Annotated in this window: 16 protein-coding genes; 10 read left to right on the forward strand and 6 right to left on the reverse strand. The window is 68.8% G+C overall.

Annotation, left to right across the window (positions count from 1 at the left end):
- The 5 genes from DLJ58_RS02125 to DLJ58_RS02145 form a co-directional block, all read left to right on the forward strand.
- Window positions 1-1,335, forward strand: a 1,335-nt coding sequence (locus DLJ58_RS02125) for a poly(ethylene terephthalate) hydrolase family protein (protein ID WP_341869890.1), incomplete at its 5' end; no start/stop codon positions are given.
- A gap of 208 nt (window positions 1,336-1,543) precedes the next feature.
- Entirely contained in the window at window positions 1,544-2,455 is a 912-nt protein-coding gene (locus tag DLJ58_RS02130) for a GNAT family N-acetyltransferase (protein ID WP_124853602.1), read from the forward strand.
- Window positions 2,452-2,952 (forward strand): barstar family protein, encoded by a 501-nt coding sequence (locus DLJ58_RS02135; RefSeq protein ID WP_124853603.1) that lies wholly within the window; start codon window positions 2,452-2,454, stop codon window positions 2,950-2,952. Before DLJ58_RS02130 ends, DLJ58_RS02135 begins: the two co-directional genes overlap by 4 nt.
- A complete protein-coding gene (locus tag DLJ58_RS02140) occupies window positions 2,918-3,505 on the forward strand; it encodes a hypothetical protein (protein ID WP_124853604.1) in 588 nt (195 codons plus the stop codon). Before DLJ58_RS02135 ends, DLJ58_RS02140 begins: the two co-directional genes overlap by 35 nt.
- Window positions 3,506-3,553: 48 nt before the next feature.
- Window positions 3,554-5,041: a hypothetical protein gene (locus tag DLJ58_RS02145; protein WP_124853605.1), complete on the forward strand. Its 1,488-nt coding sequence runs from the start codon at window positions 3,554-3,556 to the stop codon at window positions 5,039-5,041.
- A 226-nt stretch (window positions 5,042-5,267) separates the two neighbouring features.
- Here the strand turns inward: DLJ58_RS02145 and DLJ58_RS02150 are convergent, their stop codons facing one another.
- Window positions 5,268-5,678 (reverse strand): FxLYD domain-containing protein, encoded by a 411-nt coding sequence (locus tag DLJ58_RS02150; RefSeq protein WP_124853606.1) that lies wholly within the window; start codon window positions 5,676-5,678, stop codon window positions 5,268-5,270.
- 508 nt (window positions 5,679-6,186) lie between these two features.
- Between DLJ58_RS02150 and DLJ58_RS02155 the strand changes: the two genes are divergently transcribed.
- On the forward strand, window positions 6,187-6,654 hold the full coding sequence (locus DLJ58_RS02155) for a hypothetical protein (RefSeq protein WP_124853607.1): 468 nt from the start codon (window positions 6,187-6,189) through the stop codon (window positions 6,652-6,654).
- A gap of 21 nt (window positions 6,655-6,675) precedes the next feature.
- Here DLJ58_RS02155 and DLJ58_RS02160 read toward each other — a convergent pair whose 3' ends face one another.
- The 3 genes from DLJ58_RS02160 to DLJ58_RS02170 all read right to left on the reverse strand — a co-directional run bounded on the left by DLJ58_RS02160 (window position 6,676) and on the right by DLJ58_RS02170 (window position 9,110).
- The gene (locus tag DLJ58_RS02160) at window positions 6,676-7,191 is read right to left on the reverse strand and encodes a CPBP family intramembrane glutamic endopeptidase (protein WP_208740792.1); all 516 of its coding nucleotides are present in this window, start codon (window positions 7,189-7,191) and stop codon (window positions 6,676-6,678) included.
- A gap of 165 nt (window positions 7,192-7,356) precedes the next feature.
- Window positions 7,357-7,959 (reverse strand): response regulator transcription factor, encoded by a 603-nt coding sequence (locus tag DLJ58_RS02165; protein ID WP_124853608.1) that lies wholly within the window; start codon window positions 7,957-7,959, stop codon window positions 7,357-7,359.
- Window positions 7,956-9,110, reverse strand: a complete 1,155-nt coding sequence (locus DLJ58_RS02170) for a sensor histidine kinase (protein WP_124853609.1) — start codon at window positions 9,108-9,110, stop codon at window positions 7,956-7,958. Before DLJ58_RS02170 ends, DLJ58_RS02165 begins: the two co-directional genes overlap by 4 nt.
- A 107-nt stretch (window positions 9,111-9,217) precedes the next feature.
- Here DLJ58_RS02170 and DLJ58_RS02175 point away from each other — a divergent pair, with 107 nt between their 5' ends.
- The 3 genes from DLJ58_RS02175 to DLJ58_RS02185 are packed head-to-tail and all read left to right on the forward strand — an operon-like array spanning window position 9,218 to window position 11,528.
- Window positions 9,218-10,105 (forward strand): ABC transporter ATP-binding protein, encoded by an 888-nt coding sequence (locus tag DLJ58_RS02175; protein ID WP_124853610.1) that lies wholly within the window; start codon window positions 9,218-9,220, stop codon window positions 10,103-10,105.
- A 26-nt stretch (window positions 10,106-10,131) separates the two neighbouring features.
- The gene (locus tag DLJ58_RS02180; RefSeq protein WP_124853611.1) at window positions 10,132-10,851 is read left to right on the forward strand and encodes an ABC transporter permease; all 720 of its coding nucleotides are present in this window, start codon (window positions 10,132-10,134) and stop codon (window positions 10,849-10,851) included.
- A complete protein-coding gene (locus DLJ58_RS02185) occupies window positions 10,848-11,528 on the forward strand; it encodes a GOLPH3/VPS74 family protein (protein ID WP_124853612.1) in 681 nt (226 codons plus the stop codon). Before DLJ58_RS02180 ends, DLJ58_RS02185 begins: the two co-directional genes overlap by 4 nt.
- Window positions 11,529-11,542: 14 nt before the next feature.
- On the opposite strand, the gene DLJ58_RS02190 is transcribed toward DLJ58_RS02185, so the two are convergent.
- A complete protein-coding gene (locus DLJ58_RS02190) occupies window positions 11,543-12,745 on the reverse strand; it encodes a low temperature requirement protein A (RefSeq protein ID WP_124853613.1) in 1,203 nt (400 codons plus the stop codon).
- 819 nt (window positions 12,746-13,564) lie between these two features.
- Between DLJ58_RS02190 and DLJ58_RS02195 the strand changes: the two genes are divergently transcribed.
- The gene (locus DLJ58_RS02195; protein ID WP_124853614.1) at window positions 13,565-14,650 is read left to right on the forward strand and encodes a hypothetical protein; all 1,086 of its coding nucleotides are present in this window, start codon (window positions 13,565-13,567) and stop codon (window positions 14,648-14,650) included.
- A 131-nt stretch (window positions 14,651-14,781) separates the two neighbouring features.
- On the opposite strand, the gene DLJ58_RS02200 is transcribed toward DLJ58_RS02195, so the two are convergent.
- Window positions 14,782-15,174, reverse strand: coding sequence for a nuclear transport factor 2 family protein (locus DLJ58_RS02200; RefSeq protein ID WP_124853615.1), 393 nt, complete (start codon window positions 15,172-15,174; stop codon window positions 14,782-14,784).
- Between the last annotated feature and the right edge of the window lie 137 nt (window positions 15,175-15,311).

Genomic DNA, 15,311 nt, shown 5'->3' on the forward strand with positions numbered 1-15,311 from the left:
CCCGCGGGGAACACCCCCGCCGACCACGTGGCGCCCAGCCTTCGTGGCCGGCTGTTCAAGCTCGCCGCGGCCGGGATCGCCGCCGCGGTCGGCCTGCTGACCATCACCCTGACGACCGGGTCCGCGTCGGCCGCCGACAACCCCTACCAACGCGGCCCGGACCCCACCCGGACCAGCGTCACCGCAGTGAACGGCCCCTTCGCCAACACGTCGGTCAGCGTCCCGACCGGGTACGGCTTCAACGGCGGCCGGATCTACTACCCGACCGACACGAGCCAGGGCACCTTCGGTGCCATCGCGATCTCGCCGGGTTACACCGCGTTGTTCTCCGCCGAGCTGGCCTGGATGGGACCGTGGTTGGCCTCCCACGGCTTCGTCGTGATCGGCATCGAGACCAACAGCCGCAACGACTTCGACACGGCCCGAGGCACCCAGTTGCTCGCCGCACTGGACTACCTCACACAGCAGAGCCCCGTACGCGACCGGGTCGACCCCAACCGGCTGGCGGTCGCCGGTCACTCGATGGGCGGCGGTGGGGCGCTGAGTGCGGCCACCCGACGCTCGTCGTTGAAGGCAGTGGTCGGCATCGCGCCGTACTCGCCGTCGTCGAACCTGGCCAACGACCGGGTGCCCACCATGATCTTCGCCGGGCAGGCGGACACGGTGGTCACCCCGTCCTACGCCACCGGCCTGTACAACAGCCTCCCGGCCACGACGGAGAGCGTCTACCTGGAGGTCGCCGGCGCGGATCATGGCTTCATGGTCGGGCGGTCGAACCCGGTGATGGTCCGGACCATGCTGCCGTTCGTCAAGATGTTCATCGACAACGACGCACGGTACAGCCAGTTCCTCTGCCCGCTGCTGGACTCCAGCGGCGTGGTCACCTACCGCAGCACCTGCCCGTTGCTGCCCTCGACGCCGACCCCCACCGATCCGCCGACCGTCCCACCCGGCTCCGCCAGTGAGATCGTCGGTACGCAGTCCGGCCGGTGCGTCGACGTACCCAACGCCTCGACCACCAACGGCACGCGGGTCCAGCTCTACAACTGCAACAAGCAGACCAACCAGGCATGGACCTACACCTCGAACAAACAACTCCAGGTGTACGGCACCATGTGCCTCGACGCGGCAGGCACCGCCAACGGCGCGGCAGTGCAGATCTACAGCTGCCACAGCCAGACCAACCAACAGTGGAACGTCAACTCCAACGGCACCATCAGCAACGTCCAGTCCGGACGATGCCTGGACGCCTGGAGCACCGCCAACGGAGCCCAGATCCAGCTCTACGACTGCCACGGACAAACCAACCAGCAGTTCAGGCTCGCCGCCCTCTGACTCCGCACAGCACCTCTTCGAGGGTGTGCAGATCGACCAGCGGCACTGCGAGATCCAGCACGTCTGGAACGGGCGGACCCGGCGTCGCGCCGGGTCCGCCGGGCCGGCACCAACCGTGGGCCCGCCGCACGGTTGTTCCGGCGCTTACAGGTCCTCGGCCGCACAAAATTCGTGTGTCGATGTGGTAGGCGGTGGCTAGCGTACGCGGATGAGCATTGTCCCGAGGACCGGAATACGGCTGCGATTCCTCAGCGATCCGGGCGAGTTCCTGGCCGCTGCGGGCGACTACCTCGGCACCGATCCGGTCGTCAGCACAGTCGTGACCACCATCGCGCACCGGCTGTTGTCACAGCGAGCCGAGGGGATCCCGCAGCCCGACCGCAACTGGTGGCTGGTGGTCAGCGACGACTCCGGCACCGTGGTCGGTGCCGGGATGCGCTCGGCGCCGTATGCCCCCTATCCGCCATTCCTGCTGCCCATGCCCGACGAGGCGGCCGTTGCGCTGGCCCACGCGTTGCACGATCGCGGGGAGGAGGTCCTCGCGGTCAACGGGGCCCGGCCCGCGGTCGACCTGTGCGCCACCACGCTGGCCCGGCTCGGCGGGGGTGAAGTCCAGGTCTCCCTGCACACACGGCTGCACGAGCTCGGCGAGCTGACGTGGCCGCCACCAGTGCCTGGCGGCTTGGTGGCCGCGACCGAGGACGACGCGGGACTGGTCACCGAGTGGCTCACCGCGTTCGTGGGCGACGCCGACGAACAGGCGGGCCGCCCGCGCGGTGCCAGCGCGCACGAAGCGCCCGACCACGCGGAGGTGCTGCGTCGGATCCACGCCGGACGGCTGTGGTTCTGGCTCGACGAGACCGGAGAGCCGGTGCACCTCACCGGTGCCAACCCACCGTCGTTCGGGGTGGCCCGCCTGGGCCCGGTGTACACACCGCCGGCCCAGCGGGGGCGCGGTTGGGCCAGCAACGCGGTAGCCGAGGTTTCCCGCCGAATCCAGGCCGAGGGCGCGCGGGTCTGCCTGTTCACCGACCAAGCCAACCCGACGTCGAACAGGATCTACGCCGCCCTCGGCTACCGGCCGGTCGTCGACATGGCCAACCTGGTCATCGTGGGATGAGCAGCCGGTGGAACGGCTCCACCGATCAGGTCGTGGTCTGCTCGCGCAGTGCCCTGGTCGAGCTGGCGGCGGTGTTACCGGCAGCGGGCAGGTTCGTCGTCGCCCGGCTTGACGGGACGAGGATGACGGACGCGGACCACGCCTTCTACGAGTTTTCCGACGCGCTGTTCTTTCCGGGCTACTTCGGCTGGAACTGGGCCGCGCTGTCCGACTGTCTCCGCGATCTGAACTGGTTGCCCGCGGACGGGTATCTCATCGTCGTCGAGAACGCGCCCCGGGTGCTGTCGAGCAGTGCCGAGGATCGGCACACACTGTTCCGGATCCTGTCGCAGGCCGTACATCACTGGGCCAGCCCGTTCGGCCAGCCAGAGTTCACGGTGCTGCTGCTCTGCGACCGCGACGACGAGGCAGCGCTGTTGCGGCAGGAGATCGCCCGCGCGGACGACGGTACGCCTCACTCCGGTGATCGGCGAGGCCTCCAGCGACATCAGGGTTGAGAGCGGCGGCCGCACCAGCGGCGTCACCGGCCTCGCCAGCGCACCGTATAAGGGCGCAGAGTGGAAACTTTCGGAATATCTTGTACAGTCCCGAAGAACAGTTCACTACCCGTGCCGCAACGCCGGTACCGACCCTCAGCCTGATCGTCCATCCACCCGCGAAGAGGTCTTGATGCCAGATCAGACGGTCGCCGGCATGGCGCTCGCGAACCTCATCGAAGAACGCCGAAGGCAGCTGAGCAACCCGAGCTACCGGGCAATCGCCGAGAGCGGTGGCCTTAAAAGTCACATGACGGTCTACAACCTCGCTACCAAGCCGCTGAAGGCGATGCCCGAGGCGGGCACGCTGGAGGGCCTGGCCCGCGGCTTGGACCTGGACCTGGCGATAGTGACCCGAGCAGCCCAGTCAGCGTGCGGCTACCACGTCTGGGAGCGGGCGCTACCGGACGACCCGACCAAACAAATGATCATCGCGAACATCGAAGAACTGGAGCCACACGAGCTGGACGCGGTGGCAACCGTTGTTCAGGCGTACCTGCGGTCCAGGAAGTAAGGTTCGCCGGCACCGCCCCGTCCCATCCCCCCTCCCCGAGGTTGCACCTTGAAGATCGTCCGGTTGAAGACCGGCTCGACATGTGTGACCCTGCCCGATGAGCAGGTCATTTTCGTCGATCCAGTCCTGACCCGTGAGGACATGGCAGAGGTCATTCGAACAGCGCTGCCCCAGGTCCATCCCGACGCCGTCGGGCACTGGATCGAGGCCGCGATGCCCTCCACGACTCCCCTCGCCGTCCCGAAACCAAGCCGGCGGGAGCGCCGGTCCAAGAGCGGCCGGCACGCCGCCAGCAGGGTCGGCCGTGCCGGCATGCAGCTGACGTCCATGGCCGCGGCGGCCGCCCTGGGGGTGGTCGTCGTGCCGCTCGTCCAAGGCGCGGGGTCGACGCCCGTGGCCGCCGCCGAAGCCTGGCAGAACCCCGTGTTCAGTCGGATGGAGGTCGGGTCCGCTTGGGACTGCCAGGGCACCGACAACTCCGACCTGGTGGCTACCTGCACCACTCCGGACGGCACGGTGATGCACGCCGAGGCGTGGGTTGGGCCGAACTCCTTGACCTTCATTTTCACCTACCGGGACGCCAAGACCGGTCTGCAGCACCGCAACACCCTCAAGGTCTTCGCCTCCGAGGGTGGCGTGCAGGCGTGGATCAAGACGAGCCCAACGGACAAGGCTCTGCTGCCGGACCTCGTCGTCGGCGACCGGTGGCTCATGTACGGCAGCGATCGGAACCGGTTACAGCAGTGGGCCGAGCGGCTGAGCGAGGACGTTGTCCTGCCGGCGGACATCTCCGAGGTGGCCTTCAAGATGGGGCTGCTTCCCGCACCACGCCGGGCGGAGTCGAACGCCCGCGAGATGGCCCACGTGGACGAGATGATTCGCAAGGCGGCGGCTCGGATTCTCGTGGGCGATGAGTCGCTGCCGATCCCTACGACGACCCCGGTCGAGGTCACGCCGGGTCCGGGCGGGGCTGAGGAGGTGCTCGCGCCAGTCCAGGAAGGTCCAGTGCCCGGAGTGATCCCGCCTCCCCCGGCGACTCCGGCCGAGCCGCCACCGATGCCCGCTCCCCCTCCAGCCTCCCCGCCGGTCACCGGACCAACTCCACCGCCGACGACCGGTACCGGGGACGAGGCGCCGGTTGACCAGCCGCCGACCGACGGTGAGCCCGGTGGCCAGGTTCCCGGCAGCGCGCCCGGCGACGAGACGCCCGGTGCCGACATACCCGAGGGTGAGGCCCCTGGCAATGGGGCTGGCGACGAGCCGGGCCGGCCGATGGACCCCGTAGTCGAGCCCACCGGGCCGGACGAGCCGGTGGATGACGGGTCGGCCGGTCAGCCGCAGGAGGGCATCGGCGGAGGTGAGCCGGAGCAGGGGCCGGCTCAGCCCGGCGACCTCCCGGCCGGGGATCCCCTGGCTGACCCGATCGAGGTGCCTGAAGATGAGAACACCCCGGTCCTCGACGGACTCGTGGCGGACAGCGCACCGGGGCACGGCCGGACGCCTCAGCGCATTGAGGGCCACCCCGGCACCGCGTAGCAGAAATGCCGAACGGCCCCCAGCAGCCTGCTGGGGGCCGTTCGCTGGGCCGAGCGTCTGCTCGAACTGCTGCCCTCGGGTGGTACACCCGGACTTCGGCAGTGCTCTTGGACCGAGACGAGTCGGTGGACATCGGCGCAACGCCTGTCTGGCGTCACCGCCGCCGAGCGCGCCCGCCCGAGCGCGAGCCCGGCCAGCGTGATCGGCGCGATCCGGTGCAGCCGTATCAGGACACCTTGTCGACCTTGCAAGTGATCTTGCCCGTGACCTTCTGGCTCAGCAGGATCGAGCCCTGCTCGACGGCCTTCTGGCCCGGCCGCACGTCGGACACGATGCTGCTGGTGTTGCCGACCCGAGTGCCCTTGGCGTCGTACACGAAGACGTCGATGAAATAGGTGTTCTGGTTCTCGCTGGAGTTGTTCACCTCCAGGTCAAACTTCACGTTCGGCAGGAGGTCGCTGTCCGCCGAGTCGATCTCGCACGTCTTCAGCACGACGTGCCCGGCCTTGGCCTCCTGATCCTTGCTGACGTCGCTCGCCGCCTTGCCGACCAGGGCGCTGCAAGCGACGAAGCCGCCGCCGCACAGGATGACCGACAGGCCAGCGATGATCAGGAAGATCTTCAGCCCCGTCGACATCCTCTTCTTCTGCGGGGGCGGCGCAGGCACGTAACCCGGCGCGGGGCTCTGGTTCGACATTCGCTTGCCTCTCGGTCGTGGTGGTTCACCTTCCGGAGCCTTGACAGGCCGGAAGGTCCCAGCTGTGCAGGTGTGCTGCCGCGGCTGTCATGGACGCCATGCGCTGTATAGCGACAAGGAACATCCTGTACAGCGTCAGGGAACATAGCGCTGGCGAATTGCCTCGTCAACTCCGTCAGCGAAATCAGCAGAATTGCCGGATGCCTCCACCGGCGGGCCGCTGGCCGTTCAGCTCACGAAGACTTCGACAGTTCTGCGCGAACTGGAAATGCAGCGGTCAGCGCTCTAAAAGGGACCAAAGGGAGTCATCCGTCCGGCCGCCAGTCACCGCCCGCACCACCGGCGTGCTGAACGGACCACTGCTCTATCGGTCGCCGATCCGGCGGTCGGGCGGCGATTGCTGACCGCCCTGCTGGATGTCCTGCCCGCCTTGGCGGACACTCGGCCGGTGATCTATGCGGCAGCGGGCGACAGTGCACCGGAGGGCGACGACGCCGAGCCCGTCGACCTTGACTGGGAGCGGGCCAGCAACCTCAACCGCTGCCAGGAGCCCACGGACATCGACGCGGCCTTCGACCGCGGGGAAGAGCACGTCGGGGCGGCACTGATCGCTCTGGTCTACAACAACCCCGACACCGACGCGGTCCTGGCCAGGGTCGCCCGCGGGTTACGCTCGCGGAATCCGGAGACCCGCCGGCAGGGCCTGCTCGCGTTGATGCACACCGCCCGGCTCCACGGCCGGGTGGATGACATCACGCTGGAGCTGCTGCACGGACTGCTGCACGACCGCACCCCGATCAGCGCGGGGAGCCCGTACGAGGTGTGGGGCACGGCGACCCAGACAGTCGGCGACCTCCGGGCTTTCCTCCCGTCCGAACAGCTGCCTGCCTGGGTGAACGCCTTCACCGACTACTGACGATTTGATCGCTCGGGCCGGTTAGCCCGCTCGTGTGGCCCGGGCTCGCCGCTCGTGCAGCCAGACCAGCACCACCATGGCGACGTTGACGGCGCCGAGGATCAGCAGGGACGCGTCACCGGAGTCGGTGGACCGGTCGATCGCGAAGGCCTCGCCGTCGGCCATCACCGTGTTGACGGTCGTGAACAGGACGTTGTTGGCGACGTGGAAGGCGACCGGTGCCTCGATGCCGCGGCTGACGACGGCCATCAGGCCAGTGCTGATGCCGATCACTGTGTAGTAACCGAAGAGCCAGGGGTCAGCCGAGCCGTGGACCACGGCGAAGCCCAGGCCGGAGACGACGAGCCCGACGACCAGGGCCGGGCGAACCGCACGCACCCAGGACGCGGCGGCGGGCAGCACGGCACTTCGGAACATCAACTCCTCGCCGACGGCCTGCACCGGGGTGCTCAGCACGACGATCACCAGCATGCCGACCGTCGTACCGGTGACGCCGAAGGCGGTCCAGCCCGGGGCGTCGGGCGCGACCAGCGCCACAACACCGATCCCAGCACCCACCAGCAGCGCCGCTGCGCGCGGTCAGGGCGTTGTCGTAGCCAGCAGCGCCGGCCTCGCCTGGTACCCCACCGTCCGGCCCGCGCCGGCGTCGACAGCGAAGGCCACCAACCAGCCGGAACTCGCGGTCCGCGACGATGGACGCGTCTACAGCCAGTCGTGTTCGCGGGCGTAGCGGGCCGCTTCGTGGCGCGTCCGGGTCTGGGTCTTACGCATCGCGTTGGAGAGGTAGTTGCGCACGGTGCCCGGAGCGAGGTGGAGCCGAGCGGCGATGTCGGCGACCGAGTAGCCCTCGCCGGTGACCCGCAGGACGTCGACTTCACGGTCGGTGAGGGGGCAGTCCTCGGTGACGGCGAGCACGGACACGTCCGGGTCGATCCAGCGTTTTCCCGAGTGCAGGGTGGCGATGACCGAGGTGATGTGGGCCGGCTCGGCGGACTTGCTGACGAAGCCCTGGACGCCGAGCTTCAGCGCCTTGCGCAGCACGCCGGGGCGGGCGTGCCGGGTCAGCATGAGGATCACCTGCTCCGGTCGCTCGCGGCGGATCTCGGCGACCGCGCCCAGGCCGTCCACGCCCGGCATCTCCAGGTCGATGACCAGTACGTCGGGCCGGTGCCGCAGGGTGGCGTCGATTGCCGTCCGGCCGTCCTGCGCCTCGGCGAGAACGGTGATGTCGCCCTCCATCGGCAGCAGCGCGGCCAGGGCTGTGCGCAGCAGCGCCTCGTCGTCGGCGAGCACGATGGTGGTCATCGGCCGTCCTTCCCGCTGACCGTCGGGGCCGCGTCGGCCCGAGTGGGTGGGAAGACCGCGGCGGTCAGGAACCGCCCGTCCTTCTGTTCCACGGTCAGCTCACCCCCGTCGCCCGCCACCCGTTGCCTCAGTGCCGCCAGTCCCCTGAGTTCGGGGGCCGTGGTGGCGGTCACGCCGTCGTTGACGATGGTGATGCCCGACGCGGCGAGCGTGATCTGCACCTGGGTGGCCTGCGCGTGCCGCAGGATGTTCGTGGTCGTCTCCCGCAGCACCTGCCCGAGCAGTTCGCTGGCGCGGGCATCGACCTCGGCCTCCCGGGTCACCCGGACCCGGATGCCGGCGGCCTCGAACAGGTTCTTCGCGTTCTCCATCTCGGCGGTGAGGTTGAGCCGCCGTTGGGCGTAGGCGAGTTCCTTGGTTTGCGCGATGGTGTCGCTGACCAGCGTGTACGTCTCCCGCAGCTCTCTTTCCGCCCGAGCGGCGTCGCGGAGCAGCAGTCGTTGGGCCAGGGCGATCTTCAGCTTGACCACGTGCAGGGTGTGGCCCTGGATGTCGTGCAGGTCGCTGGCGAACCGTACGCGCTCCCGGACCACGGCCAGCTCCGCCTCGCGTTCCCGGGTCTGTTCGAGCTCCCGGATGAGGTCGTAGAACCGCTCGCCCACCACGGTGAAGGCCGTCACGACGACGGTGAGGGCGGTCGGGATGAGAACGTAGGTGACCAGGACGTGACCGATGTCGTCTCGCTGCACCAGCAGCCGCGCCGCGCCGACGGCGGCGACGTAGGTGAACAGCCCGGCCATCACCAGCTTCCGGCGTCGTCGCACCTCGCGCAGGGCAAGCGAACCTACGGCGCAGAAACCCCAGTAGGCGTTGGGGCTGCCGGTCACCAGGACTCCGAGCGGCCAGACCGCTGCCGCTACGACCAGGCAGGGCAGCGCGACCCGGGCGAGGTCGTTGGCCGTCCACCGTTCGAAGGCCACCACGGCCGCCACGGCCCCTGGCGCCAGCACGACGACGTGCCACCAGGTACGCGCATCGGTGTAGAGCAGGACCACCGCGGCGAACACCACCGGCGGCAGTGACGTGGCCAGGTTGAGCCGGCGCAGCCTTCCCTGCGTCGACTCGGTGAAGCGCGGCGATCTCCCGGTCACCACCCCAGTATCCGGCAGCCAGGGGCGCCGACCAGTGACACCACGTCACATGCGGTGATGACGTGGTGCCACTGACGGGTCGGCCGCGCCCGCGCTGTCATAGGTGCATGTCCACCACACCCGTGATCGAAGTCGAACAGCTGAACCTCACCTACGGCGACTTCCACGCCGTCAAGGACCTCTCCTTCGAGGTACGGCCCGGAGAGCTCTACGCACTGCTGGGCACCAACGGAGCCGGAAAGACCTCGACCCTGGAGGTTGTCGAGGGACACCGGAGGCCAACCTCGGGCGCCGTACGCGTCTTCGGGCACAGCCCCGACAACCGCCGAGCGGTACGTCCCCGAATGGGTGTCATGCTCCAGGAGAGCGGATTCTCCCCGGACCTCACCGTCCGTGAGTCCGTCGGCCTGATCGGCCGACTCACCGGACGCACCGACGACGTCGACCGGGTACTCGACCTCGTCGACCTCAGCAGCCGAGCCCGCCGCAAAGTGGCGCAGCTCTCCGGCGGGGAAAAACGCCGACTCGACTTCGCCACCGCCGTCTACGGCACCCCAGAACTGATCTTCCTCGACGAACCAACCACCGGCCTGGACATCCAGTCCCGCGACGCCGTCTGGACGAGCGTCGACCGACTCCGCGAAAACGGCGCCACCATCGTGCTCACCACCCACTACCTGGAAGAAGCACAACAACGCGCCGACCGCATCGGACTGATGCACCAGGGCACCCTGCACCGCGAAGGCACCGTTACCGAACTGACCCGCACCCTGCCCGCCGTCATCCGCTTCACCATCCCCGCACCGGCACCGGCACCGGCGCTGCCGCTGCAGGCCGCCGTCGACGTGGACGGAAAGGTCGTAATCGAGACCTTCGAGCTGCAGAAGGACCTGCACCTCCTACTCGGCTGGGCACAGGACCACGCCATGGACCTGCGGGACCTGGCGGCCGGGCCAACCCGCCTCGACGACGTCTTCCGCGCCATCAACAACTGACCCGCCATCTCGACAGGAGCGCCACCGTGTTGTCCATCGCCTCCAGCGAACTGATCCAGATCTTCCGCAACCGACTAGTGCTGATCACCAGCCTCATCATCCCCGTCGTCGTCAGCGCCTACTTCGTCCGCCAACACGACACCTTCGCCGGCCTCGGCAGCCTCGGCTACATCGCCGCGATCATCCTGTTCACGATCACCGCCTTCGGCCTCTACACCACCGCCGTCACCACCCTCGCCTCCCGACGCCAGAACCTCTTCCTCAAACGCCTGCGCTCCACCGCCGCAACCGACACCACCATCCTCGCCGGCCTACTACTACCCGTCGTCGTCCTCGCCGGCGTGCAGGTGACCGCGATCCTGACCGCCCTCGCCGTGGTCGCCAGCGCACCGGCGAACATCGCCCTGCTCGTGGTCGCGACCACCGCCACCCTGGCCATGATGATCGCCCTGGCGCTGGCCACCGCCGGGCTGACGAACTCACCCGAACACGCCCAGGTCACCACCCTTCCCGTCTCCCTCGGCGTGATCTCCGTGGCCAGTTGGGTAGGCATCACCGGCACCGAGAATCTCGCCGCGCTCAAGCGGCTGCTGCCCGGTGGCGCGGCCACTGAACTGACCATGAACGCCTGGAACGGCGGCGTCGCCGTGACCGACTCCCTGCTCCTGCTCGCGCCCACGCTCGGCTGGGTCGTCGTCGCCGTCGCTCTGGCCACCCGACTCTTCCGCTGGGAGCCCCGCCGATGACCACCGAAGCCCGGTTGGACGCGCCGACCCTGGTGGAAGATCTCCTGCTGCTCCTGTTCCAACCCAGGTCCGGGACCATCGCGGGAGAGAACACCCTCTTCTACGTCCTCGGCGGGGCGGTTCTCGCGGACCTCGCCCTCGGCGGTCACCTGACCACCGAGGGCCGAGGGCGGGTCAGCAGCGTTGCGGGTCACCCACCATCGGACGGTCTCCTGCGCCCGGCGTGGGACTACCTCGCCGAGAAACCGAGGGGGGTGCAGACGGCCCTGGCCGCGATCGGTCCCGCCCTGCGCAAGCCGGTGTTGGAGCGGCTCATCGCGCGAGGCGACATCGACCAGGAGCCCCGTAAGGTGCTCGGCCTGTTCCGGACGACGGCCCTGCGCGACGGCAGAACCGAACGACGGGCCCGCCTGCTCGCCGACGTTCGACGGGTCCTCGTGGACGGCGCGGAGCCGCAGGCCCGTGTTGCCGCGCTGGCGGCGCTGCTCTCGGCGAGCGGGACGCTCCCGCAGTTCCACCGCGAGATCCCCTGGACGTCACCGGTGATCAGCCGAGCCAAGGAACTCGAGCGGGGCGACTGGGGCGCCGACGCCGCGGCGGCGGCCGTGACCCGCACCGTGACGGCCACCGTCGTCAACAGCGCCGTCGCGGCCATCACCGTGCTGCCGCGAAGCTAGGGCGCGTCCGCCGCTCACGGCCTGGAGTTGGCCGGGTGCGGCCGTTCGGGCGGTTTCCCTCTAGCGTGGACGGCGTCGGAAGCCGCGATGCCGGCGAGGACGACGACGGCGGTGACGGCCACGGCCAGCGGCGGCAGAAGGATCATGAACGGCGAGACGCCGGCAAGCGCCAGCGCGCCGACGATCCGGGAGTGGGACACCCGGGCGAATACGGCATGTTCCACCAGGGCTCGTCCGATCAGGAAGAGCATCGGTCCGCCGAGGACAACGAGGATCCACGCCGCGTTGGTGTGCCCGAACGGATGTTCGATCACAATTTCATATCCGACGGCAACAGCGACGATCCCGGCCACCATGAGTACGTGCGCGAGGAAAGCCTCCCGGATGAGGTGCGCGGGCTCAGCGGCGGCTCTGATGGCTTCGGGCAACAGTTGGCCCGCCCTGAAAACGTAGACGCGAAACAGCAGCACAGTCGTGATGAATGAAACCGCGAAGGCTGCCGCGGCTCCTCCTTGTCGGAACGAGGTGTCGCTGTAGGCCGACCCGGTCGTCAGAATAAGTTCGCCGAGGGCGATGATGAAGAATTGTCGGTAGCGCTCAGACAGGTATTCGGCCAGGACGGGCCATTGCCGTTGGGTGGGGCGGGACCACGGCGCGGGATAGAACAGCAGCAGTGCCGCGCCGTCGATGGCGATCGCGAGCGTCCACAACAGGCTGCGGGCCAGATCCGTCGCGATCGCGCCGGCGATCCACGGCACGGCCGACAACGTGAACCAGAAGAACACTCCAGCCGCTCGGCGCTGAGCTTCGTGGCCGCGCAGCGTCGGCACGATGACCAGCCCACGGATGATGTGGACGGCGACGTACGCACCAGCGAAGGCCAGACCTCTGTCACCGAACGCGTGCGGCACCGCGACTGCCATCACCAGCGCGCCGAGCATGGCCGTGTAGACCAGCACCTGAAGCTGGGGCCGCTGTGGATCGTAGAGGTCGGTAACCCACGCCGTGACGAACCACAGCACCATGAAGGCCAGCAGCAACAGCAGCGTATCGCCAGCCTCGACGAGGACGACTCGCTGCTCGGTAAGCTCCTCGACCAGCCGCTGCGAGACCCGATTGAGGGCAAAGATGAAGACCAGGTCGAAGAAGAGTTCCAGAAGGCTCGGTCGCTGCGGTTGCCCGGGTTTCCGAAGCAGCGCTGCTGCCCTTGTCGACATGGGCCGCCCATTCCTGCCGGCTTCGCCTATCTGGGTATTGGTACCACGCCGGGCCGGCCGTCGAGTCGATACACGAAGAATGCCAGCGGACCACCCACCGCTTGGTAGGCGTCGCGATCCCATTCCTCCGTCGGGTCGGTCCACCCCCGGTAACAGGCACGAAGCGTCGCGCTACGAGCACGGGGTTGCACCTGCCTTCGCGGAGTACGCCCGTTGCGCCACACGGGCGCCGTCGGATCACCCGAGCGGGTCGGTGTGAGCCTCGTACACGCCTTGCGGTGCTCTACGCCTGCCTCGCCGGGATCGGCATAGCAGCGGTCGCGCTCGGCCTGCTGCCGACGCCTCCCGGCGAGTTGGTCCAGCGCTACGTCGGGTTGCCGGTCAGCTTCGTCAACTTCAGCATCGGTGTCGGCAGCTATCTGATCGCCGCTCTCATCGCGGCGTGCGACCGGGAGGCGACGGTGGACCGTCGGCTTCGCGACCCTTACGGCGTCACACCTCCGACCGGCGACATCTTCCCGCCGCCGATCAAAGGACACCGGCCCTGCGAATCCGAGGAGGCGTTCACTGACGCGGTGCGCCAGCTGGCCGACCACCTCCGCCGAGCAGGCGGTCAGGCGCCGGCTGCTCCGCGTCGCTCACCGGATCCGCCGTCCGGGGCACCGATCCCGGGGCTGCCTGAGGTCTCGGTTGCACTGCTCAGAAGTTGGGCCACGAGTGGCGGACAGCCGACACCAGAGCGCGATGTAGCCGACTGTGACCATCACGTCACTACGCGCACACTCCTCTCCGACATGTTCCCGTCGACTGGAGGAACAGATGCGTCTCCGATCGTTCGTCACCACGGCACTGGCCGCCGTCCTGGCCGCCGGCGCACTCGCGCCGCCGACGCCGGCTGCGGCGGCCACCGCCGACCGCTGGGGCTTCGCGTACGTCAAGGACCCCACAGTGCCGGTCTGGACCGTGCTGGACACCAGCCGGCAGTGGGGCAGCTGGAAGACCGCCTTCCCGGCCGCCTGGGCCGACGGCATCAAGCTCGCACCCGGCCGGTTCCAGGTCCGCTTCCCGCAGATCGGTGCCAGCTCACGCGGCGTGCCGCACGTGACCCCGGTGAACCGGACCGGTCACTACTGCGAGGTGGTCCGCTGGTTTCAGTCCGGCACCGACGAGATCGTCGACGTGCAGTGCCACAAACCGGGCGGCACGCGCGACGACACTCCGTTCACAGTGCTCTGGACGACCAGCTCGGGCGTGCTGCCGGCCGGCACCTCCCACGCGTACGTGCAGTGGAGCAGCGGCCTGGTGGCGCAGTCGTACAACTCCACCGGCGGCGTGAACACGGTCGGGCCGCTGGGCGTCGGGCAGTACCTGGTGCGGCTGCCCGGGGTGGGACTGGCCGATCTGCTCGCCGGCAACGTGCAGGTCACCGCCGTGCAGCCGAACGCCGGTCCCCGCCGCTGCAAGGTCTACTCCTGGAGCGCGGTCGGCACCGGCGTGCAGGTGTACGTCTTCTGCTACGACCAGGCAGGCGCGTTCATCAACACCGACTTCGTCCTCTCGTACCACCGTCGGCGGCCGGTGATCGGCTCCCTCGGCCCGCCCTCGTACTTCGGCTACCTGGGTACCGCTGTCGGCGGGCCGACCAACGACAACTCGGTGCTCGGCGTCGGCGCGAACACCGTGGCGCCGCTGGCGCCCTCCGGCCGCTATCTGGCGACCTTCCCGCAGGTCGGCATCAAGGAGACACACGCCCAGGTGGTGGCGCAGGGCGCCGGTAGCAACTACTGCCACCTCACCCAGCCCTGGACGTACACCACGAACGCCGACGTCGACGTCATCTGCTTCGACAACGCCGGCGTCGTCACCCCGCACCGCTTCCTGGCCACCTTCACCTCCCGGCTCTGACGTCGGGCCGCGCCGGCGGTGGCACTTCCGCTGCTGCCGGCGCGGTCGTGGCCCGGCGCTCGTGCTAGATCATCGACCTGGGGAGTGTGGACCAGACGGAGGCGTGCAACGAGCGACCGGCTGCGGCCGAGCTAACCGGCGGTCGCCTCACGCTGGATCTGCTCGAACTGGGCGGCCATCGCGGCGGCCAGAGTCTGCGCGGCGGACAGTGGGCGAACCATGACCGTGAACTCATCGATCAGGCCGGTTTCGTCCAGGTGCAGGAAGTCGCAACCTTCGATGGCGACGTCGCCAATCTTCGCCTCGAACACCAGCGCGTGATCGCGACCCCCGTCGCCGCTCAGCTCACGGACATACCGGAAGTCCTCGAAGACCCGCAGCACGCCGCGCAGGATCGCTGCGGTGATGGCCTTTCCCGGGTAAGGCTTGAACGCCACCGGGCTGCGGAAGACCACATCGTCGGCAAGGGCCGCCGTGATGGCATCGGGATCGCGTGCTTCAACTGCCGCGCGGAAGTCGATCACCAAGCCAGCGTACGGGGTCTCCCAGGCGGCCGCTTACCAGTACTCGTCGAGTCTGCACCGCGCAGCAGCCAGGTGCGGGCAGCGAGACGGCCCGGCGATCGTCGGCCCTCGCCGGAGGGTTGATCGCCGGGCCGTCC

Origin of the sequence: Micromonospora arida, assembly GCF_003857035.1 — a bacterium.
GTDB lineage: Bacteria > Actinomycetota > Actinomycetes > Mycobacteriales > Micromonosporaceae > Micromonospora > Micromonospora arida.

Coding starts and splice junctions, on each gene's coding strand:
- DLJ58_RS02130 (WP_124853602.1), top strand. CDS start 1,544: ATGAGCATTGTCCCGAGGACCGGAATACGGCTGCGATTCCTCAGCGAT.
- DLJ58_RS02135 (WP_124853603.1), top strand. CDS start 2,452: ATGAGCAGCCGGTGGAACGGCTCCACCGATCAGGTCGTGGTCTGCTCG.
- DLJ58_RS02150 (WP_124853606.1), bottom strand. CDS start 5,678: ATGTCGACGGGGCTGAAGATCTTCCTGATCATCGCTGGCCTGTCGGTC.
- DLJ58_RS02165 (WP_124853608.1), bottom strand. CDS start 7,959: ATGACCACCATCGTGCTCGCCGACGACGAGGCGCTGCTGCGCACAGCC.
- DLJ58_RS02175 (WP_124853610.1), top strand. CDS start 9,218: ATGTCCACCACACCCGTGATCGAAGTCGAACAGCTGAACCTCACCTAC.
- DLJ58_RS02185 (WP_124853612.1), top strand. CDS start 10,848: ATGACCACCGAAGCCCGGTTGGACGCGCCGACCCTGGTGGAAGATCTC.
- DLJ58_RS02190 (WP_124853613.1), bottom strand. CDS start 12,745: ATGTCGACAAGGGCAGCAGCGCTGCTTCGGAAACCCGGGCAACCGCAG.
- DLJ58_RS02195 (WP_124853614.1), top strand. CDS start 13,565: ATGCGTCTCCGATCGTTCGTCACCACGGCACTGGCCGCCGTCCTGGCC.